The 18953-nt window shown below is 62.8% G+C and carries 14 protein-coding genes and 1 pseudogene; 5 read left to right on the forward strand and 10 right to left on the reverse strand.

Annotation, left to right across the window (positions count from 1 at the left end):
- The first annotated feature begins 1 nt into the window (after position 1).
- The gene (gene mug, locus AC1DSN_RS03450; RefSeq protein ID WP_477296064.1) at positions 2 to 508 is read left to right on the forward strand and encodes a G/U mismatch-specific DNA glycosylase; all 507 of its coding nucleotides are present in this window, start codon (positions 2 to 4) and stop codon (positions 506 to 508) included.
- Between the two features lie 146 nt (positions 509 to 654).
- Here mug and AC1DSN_RS03455 read toward each other — a convergent pair whose 3' ends face one another.
- Together AC1DSN_RS03455 and AC1DSN_RS03460 are read right to left on the reverse strand one after the other, a co-directional pair.
- Positions 655 to 2319, reverse strand: a complete 1665-nt coding sequence (locus AC1DSN_RS03455) for an MFS transporter (RefSeq protein WP_213949074.1) — start codon at positions 2317 to 2319, stop codon at positions 655 to 657.
- A gap of 12 nt (positions 2320 to 2331) precedes the next feature.
- Positions 2332 to 3831 carry a hypothetical protein gene (locus AC1DSN_RS03460; RefSeq protein WP_477296322.1) on the reverse strand — a complete coding sequence of 500 codons (1500 nt, stop codon included), beginning with the start codon at positions 3829 to 3831 and terminating at the stop codon, positions 2332 to 2334.
- 164 nt (positions 3832 to 3995) lie between these two features.
- On the opposite strand from AC1DSN_RS03460, the gene acs reads away from it, so the two are divergent.
- Positions 3996 to 5936: an acetate--CoA ligase gene (acs, locus tag AC1DSN_RS03465; protein ID WP_477329595.1), complete on the forward strand. Its 1941-nt coding sequence runs from the start codon at positions 3996 to 3998 to the stop codon at positions 5934 to 5936.
- 6 nt (positions 5937 to 5942) lie between these two features.
- Positions 5943 to 6611, forward strand: a complete 669-nt coding sequence (locus tag AC1DSN_RS03470) for a response regulator transcription factor (protein WP_063571458.1) — start codon at positions 5943 to 5945, stop codon at positions 6609 to 6611.
- A 125-nt stretch (positions 6612 to 6736) separates the two neighbouring features.
- On the opposite strand, the gene AC1DSN_RS03475 is transcribed toward AC1DSN_RS03470, so the two are convergent.
- Complete coding sequence (locus AC1DSN_RS03475) at positions 6737 to 10222, reverse strand: hybrid sensor histidine kinase/response regulator (protein ID WP_477329597.1); 3486 nt, start codon at positions 10220 to 10222, stop codon at positions 6737 to 6739.
- 89 nt (positions 10223 to 10311) lie between these two features.
- Here AC1DSN_RS03475 and AC1DSN_RS03480 point away from each other — a divergent pair, with 89 nt between their 5' ends.
- Both AC1DSN_RS03480 and AC1DSN_RS03485 read left to right on the forward strand, forming a co-directional pair.
- Positions 10312 to 10941 (forward strand): 4'-phosphopantetheinyl transferase family protein, encoded by a 630-nt coding sequence (locus AC1DSN_RS03480; RefSeq protein WP_477297375.1) that lies wholly within the window; start codon positions 10312 to 10314, stop codon positions 10939 to 10941.
- Between the two features lie 142 nt (positions 10942 to 11083).
- Positions 11084 to 11827: a pyridoxine 5'-phosphate synthase gene (locus AC1DSN_RS03485; protein ID WP_477297374.1), complete on the forward strand. Its 744-nt coding sequence runs from the start codon at positions 11084 to 11086 to the stop codon at positions 11825 to 11827.
- 160 nt (positions 11828 to 11987) lie between these two features.
- Here AC1DSN_RS03485 and AC1DSN_RS03490 read toward each other — a convergent pair whose 3' ends face one another.
- From AC1DSN_RS03490 to AC1DSN_RS03520, 7 genes and pseudogenes are all read right to left on the reverse strand, one after another.
- Positions 11988 to 12395, reverse strand: coding sequence for an ExbD/TolR family protein (locus AC1DSN_RS03490; protein ID WP_046969084.1), 408 nt, complete (start codon positions 12393 to 12395; stop codon positions 11988 to 11990).
- A 5-nt stretch (positions 12396 to 12400) separates the two neighbouring features.
- Positions 12401 to 12814, reverse strand: a complete 414-nt coding sequence (locus AC1DSN_RS03495) for an ExbD/TolR family protein (protein ID WP_063571454.1) — start codon at positions 12812 to 12814, stop codon at positions 12401 to 12403.
- 11 nt (positions 12815 to 12825) lie between these two features.
- Positions 12826 to 13596: a MotA/TolQ/ExbB proton channel family protein gene (locus tag AC1DSN_RS03500; RefSeq protein WP_063571453.1), complete on the reverse strand. Its 771-nt coding sequence runs from the start codon at positions 13594 to 13596 to the stop codon at positions 12826 to 12828.
- Between the two features lie 54 nt (positions 13597 to 13650).
- Positions 13651 to 14253, reverse strand: coding sequence for an energy transducer TonB (locus tag AC1DSN_RS03505; RefSeq protein ID WP_477329600.1), 603 nt, complete (start codon positions 14251 to 14253; stop codon positions 13651 to 13653).
- 256 nt (positions 14254 to 14509) lie between these two features.
- On the reverse strand, positions 14510 to 15823 hold the full coding sequence (locus AC1DSN_RS03510) for a tetratricopeptide repeat protein (RefSeq protein WP_231873957.1): 1314 nt from the start codon (positions 15821 to 15823) through the stop codon (positions 14510 to 14512).
- Positions 15824 to 16145: 322 nt separating this feature from the next.
- Positions 16146 to 18587: a DNA topoisomerase (ATP-hydrolyzing) subunit B gene (gyrB, locus tag AC1DSN_RS03515; RefSeq protein ID WP_477329602.1), complete on the reverse strand. Its 2442-nt coding sequence runs from the start codon at positions 18585 to 18587 to the stop codon at positions 16146 to 16148.
- Between the two features lie 67 nt (positions 18588 to 18654).
- Positions 18655 to 18953, reverse strand: a pseudogene (locus AC1DSN_RS03520) (DNA replication/repair protein RecF); the annotation flags it as partial.

The raw sequence follows: 18953 nt of genomic DNA on the forward strand, positions 1-18953 counted from the left end.
CTTGCCCGACATCATCGCCGGGCAGCTCTCGGTGCTGTTCTGCGGCATCAACCCCGGCTTGGCGGCCGCGGCGTCCGGTCATCACTTCGAAGGGCGTGCGAACCGGTTCTGGCGCGTGATGCACCTTGCCGGCTTCACGCCTGAAGAACTGCGGCCCGAAGAGGATCGCCGCATCCTCGTCTACGGATACGGCCTGACGACCGTGGTCGATCGGCCGACCGCGGCCGCCGACGAGCTTTCGAAGCAGGACTTCGTCGACGCTGCCGCCGGCTTCGACGCAAAGGTCGCGACCTATGCGCCGCGCTTCGTTGCGTTCCTGGGCAAGGCGGCCTACGCCGCGCTCACCGGGACGCGAGAGATTTCGTGGGGACGGCAGCCGGTCGCGCTGAAGGGCTCCGTCGCCTGGGTGCTGCCCAATCCCAGCGGCAGGAACCTTGCGTTCTCACTGGAGCGGCTCGTCGAGACTTACACCGAGCTGCGCCTCGCGGCTGCGAGACCGCCCCCGTAGGAGCCGATTCATCGGCGATCCCGCGGCAGCGGGCAAGGGTGAGGCGAGCACCCTATCGCCGATGAATCGGCTCCTACCGAGCAGGGCGTAACGACAACGGCCGATCCTGAGGACCGGCCGTTGTCGTTACAAGCGTATCTGCGCCCTCAATGATCCAGCGGCACGTCCTTGGTTTCGCGCACGAAGAACAAACCGATCACCACGGTCATCAATGCCACGACCACCGGATACCAGAGGCCGTAGTAGATATCGCCCTTCCATGCGACCAGCATGAAGCCGATGGTTGGCACAAAGCCGCCGAACCAGCCGTTACCGATGTGATACGGCAGGCTCATCGAGGTATAGCGGATACGCGTCGGGAACATCTCGACCAGCCACGCGGCGATCGGTCCGTACACCATGGTCACGTAAAGCACGAGGATGGCGAGCAACACGATGAGCATCGGGTAGTTGGACTGGGACGGGTCCGCTTTCTCCGGATAGCCCGCCGTCTTGACCTGCGCCGTGACCTTGCCGGTAAAGTCCTTGCTCTTCGCCGTGAAGTCCGCCTTCTCCAGGCCAGCGCCTTCGAACGACTCGATCACCTCGTCACCGATCTTCACCGTCGCCAGCGTGCCGGCAGGCGCCGCCGCGTTGGTATACGGAATGCCCTTCTTGGCCAGTACGCTCTTGGCGACATCGCACGAGCTGGTGAAGGTTTTCTTGCCGACCGGATCGAACTGGAAGGAGCAGGCATTCGGGTCGGCGGTGACGACGACCGGTGCCGTGGCGGCAGCGGTTTCGATCGCCGGGTTACCGAAGTGCGTCAGACCCTTGAAGATCGGGAACATGGTCAGCGCCGCGAGCAGGCAACCGGCGAGCACGACGGGCTTGCGCCCCACCTTGTCCGACAGCCAACCGAAGAACACGAAGAACGGCGTCCCGATGAGCAGTGCCGCTGCGATCAACAGGTTCGCCGTCGTGCCGTCGATTTTCAGGCTCTGGGTCAGGAAGTACAGCGAATAGAACTGGCCCGTGTACCAGACCACCGCCTGTCCCGCCGTGGCGCCTAGCAGGGCGAGGATCACCAGGCGAAGGTTCTTCCACTGGCCGAAGGCTTCGGTCAGCGGTGCCTTGGACTGTTTGCCCTCGGCCTTCATCTGCTGGAACACCGGCGACTCGTGCAACTGCATGCGGATGTACACCGACACGCCCACCAGGATGGAGGAGAGCAGGAACGGAATACGCCAGCCCCAGGCTTCGAAGCTCTCGGTACCCAGGCCAAGGCGCGTGCCAAGGATAACCAGTAGCGACAGGAAGAGGCCGAAGGTCGCCGTGATCTGGATGAAGCTCGTATAGAGGCCGCGTTTGCCGGGAGGCGCGTGCTCCGCGACATACGTGGCCGCACCACCGTACTCGCCGCCGAGCGCAAGGCCCTGTAGCAGGCGAAGCACGATCAACAACACCGGCGCGAGTACACCCATCGTCGAATAACCGGGTAGCACGCCGACCAGGAAGGTCGAGGTACCCATGATGATGATGGTGATCAGGAACGTGTACTTGCGGCCGATCAGATCGCCCACGCGCCCGAACACAATGGCACCGAACGGACGCACGGCGAAACCGGCGGCAAAGGCGAGCAGCGCGAAGATGAACTGGCTGGTCTCGTTCAGGCCGGTGAAGAACTGCTTGCCGATGATCGCGGCAAGCGAGCCGTAAAGGTAGAAGTCATACCATTCGAAAACCGTGCCCAGGCTCGACGCGAGAATCACGCGTCTGTGGCTGGTTCCAATGGTGCCGTCGGCACGAAGGCCGCTAGCAGTAGTCGCCATGGTGCTCTCCAATCAGAACCGGTACATACCGTTGAGGGTGAGTTCGTTACCCGAGGTCTTCTCGCGGCCGAGGCCGTTGACGGTGGTCGAGTCGAGGTTGGAGTGGATCAATTCGAGGCTGAAGTCGAACGGACCGGTGGTGTACTGCAGGCTGCCAGCCGTCTGGCGGTTCTTCAGCAGGCCGATGGTGTTGGCGGCACGCCAGCGCAGCACGTCGTCCGTATCGGGCTTGCTGACCGACGCGAAGCCATACAGCGTCCAGTGCGTGTCGAACTTGTAGCCGGCCTGCAGATAGCCACCCTTCTCCTTGATGTCGCCGAACTGCGAGAGGTTGCCGAAGATTTCGCCGATCGCGTTGCCGGAGTAAACCGCGGACTTGAGGATGAACTGACCGGGCGTCCACATGCCGCCGAGTTCGACAGCCGTGCTCGAGAGGTTCTTCTTGATCGGCGTGGGGGTATTGCCTTCGACGCCGCTCAGGTCGATCTTGCTGTAGTGACCTGCGAGGAATGCCGCCCAGTTGCCGCCCTTCGCCGTCAGGCGAGCCTCGAACTGCGGCCTGAAGCCGGCATTGCCCTGGGTAAGGAAGTTGTTCGTATCGGTGCCGCCGGCACGGCCGTTCCAGGTGCCTTGAAGTGCCGCGACATCCAGCCGCCACTTGGTGCCTTCGGCGCCGTGGTTAAGGTCCTGCATGAAGATCGCGCCCGGGAAACGCCAGCCGATCACACCGCTGCCGTAACCGAGCGGAAAGGCGATATGCGAGAGCGATTGCGGGATGTAATCCAGCGGGAACATGAGGTCCCACATCTGGCCGACGCGAATCGTCGTGCCCGAGTTCGGATTGCTGATATCGAAGTAGGCTTGGCGCAGGCGCTGCTCGGGCTGTGAACCTGCGTAGGCACCCGTGCCGTTGAAGCCGCCGAAGAAGTCCATTTCGATGCGACCGCTGCCGTTCCAGTTCTCGTTGAACTTGGCGCCGGCGAAGTCGAGCCAGAAGCGTGTATTGCGCACATCGACGCCGGAGACGCGGCCATTGGCATGCCCGGCACCGTCGGACGGGATCGGGTATTCGGCGTTCTGCCCGTTACCGTAGGTATAGGCCCTGTTCTGGCTGAACGCGCTGACGTCGATGAAACCGTGCAGCGCGAGCGAGACGCCCGGCGCGGTGCCGGTGGCAAAGGCCGGTTTCGCCGGAACGGTCGCGACGACCTTCTCGACCTTGGTCACCTTCTCGTCGGTCGCCTGGGCCTGCGTCTGCGCGGCCTGGGCCGTGGACGTGGCCTGGGTGGTCTCGGCCTTCTGCTCCTGGATCATGGCCTTGAGCTCGGCGAGCTGTTGCTCGAGCGAGTTCACGCGGGCTTCGAGCTCCGCTTCGTGGCTTGTGGTCTTCTTCGTCTTCGCTTTCGACTGGGCGTGGGCCAGATCCGGCAATGCGGCCATTGGCAGCATCAAGGCGCAGGCGACACTCAGGGCGATGGCCTTGCGGCCACCGGAACGGTTCGTCTTCATCATGGTCTCCCCAACCATTGGCGAGCCGAGCATGTGACACACCAGCCCGGGCATCCATTCGCCAAAGGTCGAACCTCGACCAAAGTCGTAGCACCCCCGCAGCCTTATGTTGCGCCGCGACGTTACACTTCCGGACATAGCCACAAGCCCATCCGCAGGAAGAACGCATGTCCGATATCCACCCGGTCGATCCCGCCTTTGCCGCCAGGGCGCACATCCGCAAGGACGACTACCAGCGCATGTATGCCCGGTCCATAGCGGATCCCGAGGGCTTCTGGAAGGACATGAGCGGCCGGCTCGACTGGGTTACGCCGCCGACGACGATCAAGAACGTCTCGTACGACCCGAAGGACCTGTACATCAGGTGGTACGAGGACGGCACGCTCAACGTCGCCGCCAACTGCCTGGACCGCCACCTGGAGAAGCGGGGCGACAAGACCGCCATCATCTTCGAAGGCGACGATCCGAACGAGTCACGCAGCCTGACCTATCGCGAACTCCACGCCGAGGTGTGCAAGTTCGCCAACACGCTGAAGAACCTGGGCGTGGTGAAGGGTGACCGGGTCATCATTTACCTGCCGAYGATCCCCGAAGCCGCGGTGGCCATGCTGGCCTGCGCGCGTATCGGCGCCATCCATTCGGTGGTCTTCGGCGGCTTTTCGCCCGATTCGCTCGCCGGCCGTATTGCCGATTCCGGCGCCAAGCTCGTCATCACCGCCGATGAAGGCTGCCGTGGCGGCAAGAAGATCCCGCTCAAGACCAATGTGGACGAGTCGCTCACGCGACCGCACACCCACAGCGTCGAGACGGTCATCGTGGTCCGTCGCACCGGCGGCGCCATCCATCTGCAGTCGCCCCGCGACCGTTGGTACCACACCCTGATGGAAGGGCAATCGAGCGACTGCCTGCCCGAGCCGATGAACGCGGAAGACCCGCTGTTCACCCTCTACACCTCCGGATCCACGGGACTGCCGAAGGGGGTGCTACACACCAGCGGCGGTTACCTCGTTTACGCCAGCATGACCCACGAGCTGATTTTCGACGTGCGCGAGGACGACGTCTACTGGTGCACGGCGGACGTCGGTTGGATCACCGGCCATAGCTATGTGGTGTACGGCCCGCTCGCCAACGGCGCCACCGTGGTGATGTTCGACGGCGTGCCCAACTATCCGGATTTCAGCCGCTTCTGGCAGGTGGTCGACAAGCACCAGGTCACGTTGTTTTACACCGCGCCCACAGCCATCCGCGCGCTCATGCGCGAGGGCGAGGAACCGGTAAAGAAAACCTCGCGCAAATCCTTGCGCCTGCTGGGTACGGTCGGCGAACCGATCAATCCCGAGGCCTGGAACTGGTACTACCGCGTCGTCGGCGAAGAGCGTTGCCCCATCGTCGATACCTGGTGGCAGACCGAAACCGGCGGCATCCTCATCACACCGCTACCCGGCGCGACCGACCTGAAGCCGGGTTCGGCCACGCTGCCGTTCTTCGGGATCACGCCGGCCATCGTCGACACCGATGGCAAGCCCCAGGAAGGCGCCTGCAGCGGCAACCTGGTCATTACCGATTCCTGGCCGGGCCAGATGCGCACGGTGTATGGCGATCACCAGCGCTTCGTCGATACCTATTTCAAGACCTATCCAGGTAACTACTTCACCGGCGACGGCGCTCGCCGCGACGAAGACGGCTACTACTGGATCACCGGCCGCGTGGACGATGTCATCAACGTTTCCGGCCACCGTATCGGCACGGCGGAGGTCGAGAGCGCGCTGGTGGCCAACCACAAGGTGGCCGAGGCCGCCGTAGTCGGCTGCCATCACGACATCAAGGGGCAGGGCATCTACGCGTATGTGACGCTCGTGGCGGGCGAGAACGGCAGTGACGAACTTCGCAAGGAGCTCATCGCCGGCGTGCGCAAGGAAATCGGTCCGATCGCCGCGCCGGATTTCCTGCAGTGGGCGCCGGGACTACCGAAGACACGTTCGGGCAAGATCATGCGCCGCATCCTGCGCAAGATTGCCGAGAACCAGCCCGACCAGCTGGGCGACATCTCGACACTCGCCGATCCCTCGGTGGTGAAGAGCCTGGTGGAAGAACGACTGATCAAGTAGCTCCCCATGTCCGATGTCCTGATCGCCGACGACCATCCGCTGTTCCGCGACGCCTTGCAGCGCGCGGTCCTGGCGGCCTTGCCCGATGCCACCGTACACACGGCGGACAGCGTTCCGGCCTTGTTCGCCCTGATCGAGTCACTGCCCGACGCCGACCTGCTGTTGATGGACCTGCACATGCCGGGAGCGCGCGGTTACTCCGCGCTCGCCCACATTCGCGGCCAGTATCCGGGGCTGCCTACGATCGTCGTTTCCGGACACGAGGAGGCGCAGGTAGCCAGGCGTGCGCTCGCGCACGGTGCGTCCGCTTACATTCCGAAATCGGCGGCCGTGGACGACATTGTCGAAGCCGTGCGTGCCGTGCTCGATGGTGACGTGTGGCTACCGCATAAGCTGGTCGGCGGCAACGTGGAGTTGAAGCCCGACGAGGCGGATGTTGCGGCTCGCGTCGCTTCGCTCACACCTCAGCAGTTTCGTGTGCTGAACATGATCGCCGAGGGCCTGCTCAACAAGCAGATCGCCTATGAGCTCACCGTCTCGGAAGCGACGGTCAAAGCGCATATGACCGCGATCATGCGCAAGCTCGGGGTTTCCAACCGCACACAGGTCGCGCTCGCAGCGAGTCACCTCGACGTGGACAAAGAGGCCTTTCCCGCAAATTCGCCCGAACCGTGAGCGCCTCCGCGTTCTTCTGTGGGAGCCGATTCATCGGCGATGGCCGCAGCGAAACGCTACGCTGTAGCGGACACCTTATCGCCGATGAATCGGCTCCTACAGAAATCAGGTCTGGTCGCCGCTGCTTAGGCGGCGTGCGTTCCGGCGCGCTTCGCCAGGGCGACGAGCAACGCACGTAACGCGGCGGGGCGCACGGGCTTGTGTAGCAGCGGATAACCCAGGGCTCGCGCACGCTGCTTCAGTTCTGTACTACCGTCCGCCGTGACCATGGCAGCCGGCGGTATCGTACCTAGTTTTTCGGCGAGGAAGCGCAAGGCTTCGAGTCCGTCCATGTCGTCGCCCAGATGATAGTCGGCGAGGATCAGGTCGACATGCGTAGTCGACAACGTGTGCAGCGCGTCGCCGACATCGATCGCCACGCGGCAATCGACGCCCCAACGTCCGAGCAACGCCTTCATGCCCTCGAGAATCGTTTCGTCGTTGTCGATGCACAGCACCGTCAACGGCAATTGTTCGCCACCACCCGGGCGCGCCATGGCTGGCGCGCGCTTGCGCGACACGGGCGCCGTTCGCGGCACCGCGATGCTGAAGCAACTCCCGCGCCCCACACGCGATCGCAGGCTCAGGCGATGGTGGAGGATGCCGGCAAGACGGTCGCAAATGGACAACCCAAGTCCGAGCCCCTTCTCACCCCAGGGCGACGGACGTTCCAGTCGCTGGAACTCTCCGAACACGCGCACCTGTTGTTCGTTCGCGATGCCCGGACCCGTGTCCCACACTTCGATGCGTATTTCGTCACCGTCGCGACGCGCGCCGAGCAGTACGCCACCGGCGCGGGTATAGCGCAGCGCGTTGGAGAGGAAGTTGGCGACGATGCGACGAAGCAGTTGCGCGTCCGATCGAACCGAAAGTGTCGTCGGCACGACATGCAGCGACAACCCACGTTGTTCGGCGACAACGGCGAACTGCTGGCGCAGCGAGTCAAACAGATCGGCAAGGGCGAATGGCGCGACTTCCGGACGGTAGCTGCCCGCGTCGAGTCGCGATACATCGAGCAGGGCGTCGAGCAAATCTTCCGCGGCGCGGAACGATGCATCGATGCGTTCGGCTAGCTGCGCTGCATCGCTGTCCAGTCCGGGATGCTGACGCAGGGCTGAAGTGAACAGGCGCGCCGCATTCAGTGGTTGCAGAAGGTCGTGACTGGCCGCGGCGAGAAACCGCGTCTTCGACGCATTCGCCGCTTCGGCTTCGCGTCGCGCTATGGCCGTGGCAGTTAATGCTTCGGACAGCTCGGCGGTGCGCACTTCCACACGCTGCTCGAGTGTTTCGTTGGCATCGATAAGTGCCTGCTCGACGGACTTGTAGGCGGTCACGTCGGTAAAGGTCGTGACGAAGCCGCCACCAGGAAGCGCACGTCCGCGCATTTCGATCACGGTGCCATCCGGGCGAATACGCTGGAACACGTGCGGTGATCCGGCACGCATATAGCGAATGCGTTTTCCGACGTGCTCATCCACTTCGCCGGGCCCGCATTCACCGTGCTCCGCATTCCACCGGATCAGGTCGGCAACGGGCAGGCCGACGTACACCATGCCTTCGGGATAGTCGAAGAGCTCCACGTAGCGACGGTTCCATGCGACGAGGCACATGTCGCCATCCACCACGCTGATCCCCTGCGATACGTTTTCCAGCGTCGTCGACAGGAGCTCGCGATTGAAGCGAAGCTCCTGCGACGCTTCATCCATCAAGGCCATGGCCTCGGCGATGTCCAACCCCGTGCCGGACAACGCGCCCATGAGGATGCGCCGTGCGCTTGCCGCACCCACCGCGCTGGCCAACAGGCGTTCGGTAAACTGGATCAGCGGCCGGTCCGCCGAGTCCGTTGGGGTGAGCGTCACGCCGTGACGTTCACCGTATTCGTTGAATGCGCGCGTGGTGACGCGCTCGCCGACGATACGGCCAGCAATGGTACCGAGGTCGCGCACAGTCACACGGCCCTTCCAGTCGCCCGCGCCCGTGACGCTACGCACGTAGGGGTCGACGAAGAGCGCGGCATGCAGTCGCTCTGCCACGCTGGGCCTGAAACGCAGCGAGATAAAGATCAGACACGAGACGTTGAAGAGTAGCGACCAGAACGTGCCGTGGGTGACCGGCTCCCATCCACTGAGGTGGAACAGTTCGTTCGGCTTCAACCAACTCATGCCGAACGGGCCGTTGTCGACCCAGCCGCTGCTCATCCAGCCGGCGCGCGTCATCGCGGGAAACAGAAGGGTGTATGCCCAGACGATGAAGCCCGCGAGCAATCCGACATACACACCGACGCGACTAGCGCCGCGCCAGTACAGGGCGGAAACGATAGCGGGTGCGAACTGCGCCACGGCCGCGAAGGAGAGAAGGCCGGTGGCGGCGAGGTTCTCGGCGTTCGCGATGATGCGATAGTAGAAGTAGGCGAGCGCGGCGAGCGCGACGATGGACACGCGGCGCACGAGCAGCACGATGCTCGAAAGATCACCGCGTCGTTCGAGATCGAGTCGACGTATGCGCAGCAGTGCCGGCATCACCAGATCGTTGCTGATCATCGTCGCCAGTGCGACCGCCGCGACAATGACCATGCCCGTGGCCGCGGAGAATCCGCCGACGAAGGCGAGGAGTGCGATGCCGTTGTTGCCCAGCGCGATGGGGAGATTCAGTACCCAGGCGTCCACGTGACCCTGGGTGACCTGCGGCAGGCCCAGTCCGGCGCTCACGATGGGCAGGACAGCCGCGGAGATCAACACCATGTAAAGAGGGAAAAGCCAGCGTGCCTTGCGCAGGTCGCGCGGATCCTCGCACTCCACCACGCCGATCTGGAACTGCCGTGGGAGGCAGAACATGGCGCAGAACGCCAACAGGGTCTGCGCGACGAAGCCAGGCGGCATGCTGCCTTTTTCGAGTTGTAGCACCGGGGCATGCAACGTCTGCGCGAGACCCGGGCCGTGCAGATAGGCGTAGACGCCGATGGCGACGAAGGCGATCAGCTTCACCAACGACTCTACCGCCACCGCCAGCATCAGCCCGTGGTGGTGCTCGGTGGCATCGATGTTGCGCGTGCCGAACAGGATGKCAAAGACAGCGAGCAGGGCGGCGCACCACAGCGCGGTGTCGCCGAACCACCACGCGGAGTTGCCGGCGCCGAGGACGGCGAAGGACATCGCGACCGCTTTGAACTGCAAGGCGATGTACGGAATGATGGCGACGACGGCGATCACCGCGACCAGGGCGGCGAGGCCGTGCGACTTACCAAAGCGCGCCGCGATGAAGTCGGCGATGGAAGTGATGTTGCGTTGGCGTGCGACGAGCACCAGGCGCTCGAGCAGGCCGAAGCCAAAAACGAACAGCAGCAACGGACCCAGGTAGATGGGCAGGTAGGCCAGGCCCGAGCGCGCCGCCGTGCCGACGGCGCCGTAGAAGGTCCACGACGAGCAATAGACGGCCAGGGCCAGGCTGTAGACGAGCGGTCGCAACCTGGGTTGACGAGGGTAGAGCGGACGACGGTCGCCCGCGTAGGCAATAGCGAACAACATGCCGACGTAAGCAAGCGCTACCAGCAGCAGAAGCCAGCCTGCAATCACGATAAGTGCTCCCCGTTCGGCACGGCCCTGATTCTAGGGCCTCCGGTGAATACTTGCAGGTTTGGGCGACGACGATGCAGCATGCGTGAATGACTTCCACCCTTTTCGATGTTCCGCCGCTTGCCGACGATGAGATCCATGTGTGGCAGACCCGATGGTCATCGGGCAGCGGCGAGCTCCCCTTCGTCTCGCTGTTGGCCGCCTATGCCGGCACGGAGGCGCCGGCGATCGAGCGGGGCGAACACGGCAAGCCTCGCTTTCCGGCACCGTTCGACCGCCTCGGCTTCAACTGGTCGCACAGTGGGGACAGGGCCTTGTTCGCGATCGGTCGCGGCGGTGCGGGTTTCGAAGTCGGCGTGGATATCGAGCGCGTGCGCCCACGAGCGAGGGCACTGGAACTGGCGAGGCGTTTCTTCGCACCCGATGAGACCAGCATGCTCGAGGCGCTGCCCGTCGAAGGGCAACTCCAGGGCTTTCTTCGCCTGTGGACCGCTAAGGAGGCGGTGCTCAAGGCAAACGGCGGCGGCCTTTCGTATGGTCTGGAGCGGGTGGCATTTGAACTCGGTAACGGCGCCGCCACACCGGTCGCTTTCCAGGGTGAGATCGGGCCGGCATCCGCCTGGCGGGTCGAAGCGCTCGATGCGGGCGCGGAATGCGTCGCCGCGGTGGCTTGGCGAGGAAGCGAACGAAAGGTCCGCGTCTTCACATATGCACTTTGAACCTTTTCTCAGTCAGGTGTGTCTGATGTTCTGTGAGTGTGTGTGTGGTGAGCCGTGCGCCATACGGAGTTGGCGCGTTATGCTGGGACGACAGTCATTACGCACGTCGCAATGGCGACGTGCGTTTTTTTATGGATAAACGATGACCCTACTCAGCGTAAACCTGAACAAGATCGCCGTGCTGCGCAATTCGCGCGGCGGCAATGAACCGGATATCGCCACGGCTGCCAACACCTGCATCGATGCCGGTTGTGGCGGACTTACCGTGCACCCGCGACCGGACATGCGTCACGTCACGCCGGGTGATGTGCGTACATTGGCTGGCCTGCTGCGCGGCCGTGTCGAATACAACATCGAGGGCAATCCGTTCGCCGGCCCGCGCGGTGCCTACCCTGGTCTCATCGAGCTCGCACGCGAGGTGCGACCGACCCAGGTCACGCTCGTACCGGACGGCGACGGTCAGATCACCTCGGACCACGGCTTCGATCTCACGAAGGACATCGAGGTCCTGAAGCCCCTGGTCGCCGCCTTCCGCGAACTCGGCTGCCGCGTCAGCGTATTCGTCGACGCCGGTGGCGAGGGTTTCGCCGAGGCCGCCGCGATCGGCGTGCAACGCATCGAGCTTTACACCGGACCTTATGCCGAAGCGTTCGCCGAAGGTGACGCGCGGAAGGAACTCGCTTCGTTTGTGGATACCGCACAGCGGGCGCAGAAGGCCGGCCTCGCGGTGAACGCGGGTCACGACCTGAGCCAGGCGAACCTGGGTACCTTCAAGTCCGCCATTCCCGGGCTGGCTGAGGTGTCGATCGGGCATGCGCTCATCGGCGAGGCGCTGTACGAAGGGCTGGCCAAGACCGTCAAGAACTACATCAACATCCTGTCGTAACCGGGTGCTCCTCTACCTGTAGGAGCCGATTCATCGGCGATCCCGCGGCAGCGGGCCTGGTTTTGGCGCGCGCCCAATCGCCGCTGAAGCGGCTCCCACAGAAGGAACAAAAAAAACCCCGCCGAAGCGGGGTTTTTTCGTTCTTACCGGACGACCGCGATCAGTTCGAGTTAACGAAACCGATCTTGGTCAGGCCCTGGCCCTTGGCGTCGGAAAGCACGCGTGCCACGACCTCGTACTGAGCCGCGTCATCGGCGTCGATCTGCAGTTCCGGCTGGTTCGACTGCTGGGCGATCACCGCGATCTGAGCCTTGAGGCCCAGTTCGTCTACCGGCGTATCGTTCCAATAGAGCGAGCCATCCTGGCGAATCTGCAGACGGACGGGATCCGGCGGATTCTCTGGGTTGACGACATTCGGATTCGGCTGCGGAAGATCGATCTTGATCTTATGCGACAGCATCGGAGCCGTGATCATGAAGATGATCAGGAGCACCAGCATCACGTCGACGAGCGGCGTGACGTTGATGTCCGCCATGGGACCACCAGAGTTACCTGAGCTGAAAGCCATCTCGTTTACTCCTTACCAGTCGACATGAAGCCGACGTGGACCATGCCGGCATCCTTGGCGTCGCCAAGGACCTTCTTCACCACTTTGTATTCCGTGGTGCGGTCCGCACGGATCTGGAGCTCCGGCTGCGGCGACTTCGCCGCCGCAACCGCGAACTGTGCCTTCAGCTCAGCCTCGCTGACTTCGCCGTCATTGAGGAAGTACGTACCGTCCGGCTTGATCGCGAGGTCCATCGGATCGACCGGGGTGTCATCCTTAACATTCGGATTAGCCTTCGGCAGATCGATCTGGACCTTATGGGACATCAGGGGAGCCGTGATCATGAAGATGATCAGCAGAACCAGCATCACGTCGACGAGCGGCGTGACGTTGATTTCCGACATCGGACCGCCACTGTTGCCCCCGCTACTCATAGCCATGGGTCAATTCCTCACTTCTTGACGGAGACGACCGGACCCGAGCCTTCGACGCGGGCACCCGTGGCGAAGAAGTCGTGCAGGTCGTGCGCGAATTCGTCGAACTGGGCGTAGGTCAGACGGTTCGAGCGCATGAAGAAGTTGTACGCAAGCACGGCCGGGATAGCGGTGAACAGACCGAACGCGGTCATGATCAGAGCTTCACCGACGGGACCAGCGACCTTATCCATCGACGCGGAACCGGAGGCGGCGATACCGATCAGTGCGTGGTAGATACCCCACACCGTACCGAGAAGACCGATGAACGGTGCCGACGAACCGACCGTAGCGAGCAGGGTCAGGCCGCCTTCCAGACGCAGGCTCTCGCGAGCAACGGCCTGGCGCAGGGCGCGATCGATGAATTCCGAACGCGACAGGGTCTCGGCGAGGCGACCACCGGCAGCTGCCTGGTGATGCGCGACGGCCGAAGCGGCGTCGAGTGCGATCTTCGAGAACGGTTCGCCCTTCGGCTGCTCTTCGAGCACACGAATGGCTTCCTGCGTCGACGCGGTGTTCCAGAAGCCCTGGATAACCTTGTCGGCGCGCGAACGCACCATGCTGTTACGGATGAAGTTGGCGACGATGAAGTACCACGAGAGCACGGACATCGCGACCAGCACCACAAACACAATCCAACCGAGGAAGTCGAAGTTGTGAATCAGGTGGTCGAAGCCCATCTGCTTGAGGGCGTCGGCATTGGAGTTTTGACCTGGATTAGCAGGCTGAGCGGAGGTGTCTTGCAACATAACGCTACCCTTGGGAAGTCAAGCGTGAACTTAATAGATGTAAGCGGTGGGGGCTTACAGCTGGTTTAGGTTGAACGTAACGGGGACACGTGCATAGCCTTCGACGGCAGCACCGCCTCGCTTGCCCGGGTTGAATTTCCAATTCCTGGCCGCGTCTTCTGCTGCCTTGTCCAATTCGCGGAAACCGCTCGACTGGTCAACCTTGATGTCCTTCGGCGAACCGTCGACACCTACGAGGACCAGAAGTACCACAGTACCTTCATGCCGCTGACGAACCGCCTGCGGCGGATACTTCGGCGGGTTACGCTGACGGTACGACAGATTTTCACTCGGCGCGATATCCGCCGGCGGTGCAGGCGGCGCGGGAGGCGCCGGCGGCGGAGCCGGAACGGGGTTCGAACTCGCCTCGTCAACTGCCGGCGGCGGCGGAGCCGGCGGCGGAGGTGTCGGGGGCGGCTTCGATATCTGCACGATTTTCGGCGGCGGCTGCTTCGGGGGCTCCGGCGGCGGCGGCGGGGGAGGCGGGGGAGGCGGCGGCGGTTCAATAAAGTCGACCTGAACTACCTTCTCTTTCTGCTTTTCCTGCGACTTCGGTGGCGCCATAGGCGCAACCAGCAGCAGGAAGGCGAACGAGTGCAGAGCGATGGCGACTGCCAACGCGCTGGTGCGCCCCCAACTAAACGGCGCTTGGCCGGTTGATTCGTTACTTGAGGCCATCAGTCACTATCAAGAGCTAATCAAGCGGAAGTGAACCCGCACTGCTCTTCCGGCGTTCGGCGATTGAGATGCCGAAAACGCTGGTTTCTGCAAGCGGAAAGATAAGCAAATTACACCAGCATATGGCATTTGTATAGCACCTGAAGGGAAGAATCGTGGCAGTGCCAAACCATCCCTTCTGGTACTTTACAAAGGCTTACTTAGTGTTCTCTGCCTTGCTCAACCAGGCGTTGGCCTTGGCAGACGTTTCAGGATCCTGAGCCGCGAGCTTCATGTCCGCGATCGCACCCTGCTTGTTCTTCTGACCACGCTTGGCTTCCGCGCGCACCATATAGGCAGTGCCTTTATGCTGAACGCCCTTGCTGATGGCATCCGTCGCCGACTTTTCAGCGGCGGCGTATTGATTCTTCTGGAGCTGGAGGCGAGCCACGCTCAGCGAGACGGAACCATCCGTCGCGAGCGGGGCGGCCTTCTGGTACGCAGCGAGAGCACCGCTCTCGTCGCCACCGGTGATAGCGGCGTCGCCCTGGAGCTTGTAGACCTCGGCGGAGGGCTTGATCGCGCCCTTGGCCAGACCGTCCGCGAGCACGGCCTCTGCCTTCTTCGCGTTACCGTCCTGGCGCTCGGTATGTTCCTGGCCGTCGATCAGGTAGACCTTGGCGAGGTTCACATAGAGCTTGCCGCCGTTCTCGTCATTGTGGAACGCACCGGCAGCGCGGCCTTTCTCGAGCAGCGCGATGGCTTCCGGATACTTCTGCGCCTGGATCAGCGAGGAAGCGGCGTTCTGCATGGCGGTCGGGTCGTTCGGGTTCTTCGCCAGCTCAGCCGACGCGAGATCAGCAGCCTTGTCGCCCTGGCCGGTCTCGGCGTAGCTGGCGGCGAGGATCTGGGTCCAGGAAGCCTGCGGCTTCGCGTCCGGCATCGACTGCGCCTTGGTGATGGCGGCGATCGCTTCCGGATACTTCTCGAGACGGTAGTCGATATTGCCTTCGAGACCGTAGGAGTCGGCGGTTTCCTTCTTACCCTGGTCGCGCCACTCATGCAGCGACTGCAGGGCCGGAGCGTACTGCTCGTCGGCAACGAGGAACTGGGTGTACATGTACTTCAGCTGGAAGTACGTGTCGTTCGGCATCACGCCGATGTCCAGCGCCTGCTTGAGCGTGGTGATCGCGCCCTTGATGTCGCCGTCATTGTATTTCATGTTGGCGAGGCCCTGAAGGGCGAGCGCCTGCGCGTACTTGCTGCTCGTGCCCGAACCGTCGGCCAGCGGCTGCAGGATCTGCTGCGCCTTTTCCTTGTCGCCGTTGTTGGCAGCGTCGAGACCTTCGTTCAGGGCCTTCTGGTCCTTGTCGCTCTTCAGGTCGAGCTTGGGTTCCGTCCGGGTCGCATTCGGATACAGCGCTTCTTTCTTATCCTTGGGAGCGGCGTCTTTGGCAACGACAGCACCACTGGCAAGGGAAAGGGCGATCGCGGATGCGAGCACCATCTTGATCAAGGAACCCTGTTTCATTGACTGACCTCGGTTGAAGGAGTCGTCGCACAGTGACGTGCTCCGGGGGACTACAGAGGTTAACCTGATTCTATTCCTAAGAACAAGTCGCAGTGCCACAAAAATGTGGAGTCAAAACAATGACTTGTTATATGAATGTTGGCGCTTACGAAATTAGGCCAACTTTTGGCCCTTGAAAACGTCGTTTTCAGCCCACCTTATCGGAGGTTGGGCGCAAGCATCAGGACGTTCAATTCGCGGGCGTATGGAACAAAAAAGCACCCGGTGCAGGTTGCAACCGGGTGCTCTTTTTTGTGCACTAACGTGCGGTAGCGCGTCGACGTTAGATGTCGAGGTTGGCCACCTTCAGCGCATTCGCTTCGATGAAGTCGCGGCGCGGTTCCACTGCCTCGCCCATGAGCATCGAGAACATCTGATCGGCGGCCACGGCGTCTTCGACACCGACCTGCAGCATGCGACGTGTTTCCGGATTCACCGTGGTTTCCCACAGCTGTTCCGGATTCATTTCGCCCAGACCCTTGAATCGCTGGATGGTACGACCCTTCTTCGCCTCGTCCAGCAGCCAGGTGCGGATGTCGGCAAAGTTAAGCACCCCACGCGACGCGTTTCCGCGGCGAACCACGGCACCCGGCTGCAGTTTCAGTTCCGCCAGTTGCTGCGAGATCGCCAGGATGGACCGGAACTCGATGCCGCCGAAGAACGACTGCGGCATGATCCAAATGTGGCTCAGGCCGTGCTGCATGCGTTCGACTTCGATTGCCGCGCCCTGCTCGTTCAGCGCCGGRCGGAAACGCAGCGTGTAGGTCGGCTTACCGAGGCCGCTTGCACTGAGGCGCTTGGCCAGGCCGTCCAGCCAGCCCTGCATCAGGGCAGCGTCGGTCCAGACCGCTTCAGCCATTGGCGCGTGCTCGAGCATCGCGGTGAGCGACGCCACGTCGAAGCGGTGGCTCAGGCGGGCGATCTGGTCGAGCGAGGTCTGGTAGTCGTGCAGCAGCTTTTCGAGCGCTTCGCCGCCAATGGCCGGCGCGCCCTCTTCCGGGAACAGCGACGCGTTATCGACCGCGCTGGAGATCAGGTAGTCGTTGAGGACGGCGTCGTCCTTGATGTACATCTCCTGCTTGCCCTGCTTCACCTTGTACAGCGGCGGCAGGCCGATGTAGACGTGTCCGCGCTGGATCAGCTCGGGCATCTGGCGGTAGAAGAAGGTGAGCAGGAGCGTGCGGATATGGGATCCGTCCACGTCCGCATCGGTCATGATGATGATGCGGTGGTAGCGCAGCTTGTCCGGGTTGTATTCGTCCTTGCCGATGCCCGTGCCCAGCGCGGTGATCAGCGTGCCGACTTCAGCAGACGAGATCATCTTGTCGAAGCGAGCCTTCTCGACGTTGAGGATCTTGCCCTTCAACGGAAGCACGGCCTGGGTGCGACGGTTACGACCCTGCTTGGCCGAGCCACCTGCGGAGTCACCCTCGACCAGGAACAGCTCGGACAGCGCCGGATCCTTCTCCTGGCAGTCGGCGAGCTTGCCGGGCAAGCCGGCGATATCCAGCGCACCCTTGCGGCGGGTCATTTCGCGGGCCTTGCGAGCCGCGTCGCGGGCGCGGGCAGCGTCCACGGCCTTGCCGGCAATGGCCTTGCTCTCGCCCGGATGCTCCAGCAGGAACGTGGCCAGCTTGTCGTTGATGACTTGCTCGACCGCGGTCTTCACTTCGCTGGAGACCAGTTTGTCCTTGGTCTGCGAGGAGAACTTGGGGTCAGGCACCTTCACCGACAGCACCGCGATCATGCCTTCGCGCATGTCGTCGCCAGACAGGGCGACCTTGGCGTTCTTGGCCAGGCCTTCCTTCTCGATGTAGTTCTGCAGCGTGCGGGTAAGCGCCGCGCGGAAACCGGTGAGATGGGTGCCGCCATCGCGCTGAGGGATGTTGTTGGTGAAGCAGAACATCGTTTCCTGGTACGCGTCCGTCCACTGCATGGCGACTTCGACCGTGATGCCTTCGCTCTCGGAGCTGAAGCTGATCACGTTCGGGTGCAGCGGGTTCTTCAGCGCGGACAGATGCTGCACGAAGGACTTGATGCCGCCCTCGTACGCGAAGATGTCCTTGCGCTCGTTGCGCTCATCCACCAGCTCGATCGTGACGCCGGAGTTGAGGAACGCCAGCTCGCGCAGGCGCTTCGCCAGGATGTCGTAGTGGAACTCGATGTTGTTGGTGAACGTCAGGTGGCTAGGCAGGAACCGAACCATCGTGCCGCGGCGGTTGGTGTCGCCGAACACGGAAATCGGGGCCACCGGGTCGCCGTGGGCGTATTCCTGGCGGTTTTCCTTGCCGTCGCGCCAGATCGTCAGCCACAGCTTTTCGCTGAGCGCGTTGACCACGGAGACGCCGACGCCATGCAGGCCGCCTGAGACTTTGTACGAGTTCGCGTCGAACTTGCCGCCGGCGTGGAGCACGGTCATGACGACTTCCGCCGTCGACCTGCCCTCTTCCGGATGGGTTTCCACGGGAATGCCACGGCCGTTGTCGGCCACGCTGACCGAACCGTCCTGGTGGATGATGACCGTGACGTAGTCGCAGTAACCGGCCAGGGCCTCGTCGATGGCGTTATCGACGACTTCGAAGACCATGTGATGCAGACCGGTGCCATCGTCGGTGTCGCCGATGTACATGCCGGGGCGCTTACGGACGGCATCCAGTCCCTTGAGGACCTTGATGCTGCCGGAGTCGTAGGCGTTCGAATTGGTCGGATCGAGAGGTTCGTTCATGCGATGCCTGGTGATGGCGCAGGTTTCGGTCCCGGGCGGCGCGGAAGGGCCCGGGACAGTCAATCGATTATAGCAAAGCCGAGACGACACCCTGTTCCACGTGGAACACAGTCACTGGCTGCTCGATGAGGGCGGACGGAATCTCGGTTCCCGTCACGAAGACCTGAACGTCGCGGCCTAGAAGCTGCGCGACTACCCACTCTTGATGGGTACGATCGAGCTCGGATGCAAGGTCGTCAAGGCAGACGACAGGCCACTCTCCGCGGATTTCGGCGTGCAGCGAGGCCTGACCAAGAAGGCACGCCAGGGCACACAACTTCTCCTGCCCGCGGGAGAGGTGTTCGCGTAAGGGGGCGTGCTCGAAAC

The organism is Luteibacter sp. P4_D7_3 (assembly GCF_056401735.1).

Bases quoted from the DNA above. Each gene is read 5' to 3' on its own strand.
- AC1DSN_RS03455 (WP_213949074.1), bottom strand. From the start codon at position 2,319: ATGGCGACTACTGCTAGCGGCCTTCGTGCCGACGGCACCATTGGAACC.
- AC1DSN_RS03460 (WP_477296322.1), bottom strand. From the start codon at position 3,831: ATGATGAAGACGAACCGTTCCGGTGGCCGCAAGGCCATCGCCCTGAGT.
- AC1DSN_RS03470 (WP_063571458.1), top strand. From the start codon at position 5,943: ATGTCCGATGTCCTGATCGCCGACGACCATCCGCTGTTCCGCGACGCC.
- AC1DSN_RS03480 (WP_477297375.1), top strand. From the start codon at position 10,312: ATGACTTCCACCCTTTTCGATGTTCCGCCGCTTGCCGACGATGAGATC.
- AC1DSN_RS03485 (WP_477297374.1), top strand. From the start codon at position 11,084: ATGACCCTACTCAGCGTAAACCTGAACAAGATCGCCGTGCTGCGCAAT.
- AC1DSN_RS03490 (WP_046969084.1), bottom strand. From the start codon at position 12,395: ATGGCTTTCAGCTCAGGTAACTCTGGTGGTCCCATGGCGGACATCAAC.
- AC1DSN_RS03495 (WP_063571454.1), bottom strand. From the start codon at position 12,814: ATGGCTATGAGTAGCGGGGGCAACAGTGGCGGTCCGATGTCGGAAATC.
- AC1DSN_RS03500 (WP_063571453.1), bottom strand. From the start codon at position 13,596: ATGTTGCAAGACACCTCCGCTCAGCCTGCTAATCCAGGTCAAAACTCC.
- AC1DSN_RS03510 (WP_231873957.1), bottom strand. From the start codon at position 15,823: ATGAAACAGGGTTCCTTGATCAAGATGGTGCTCGCATCCGCGATCGCC.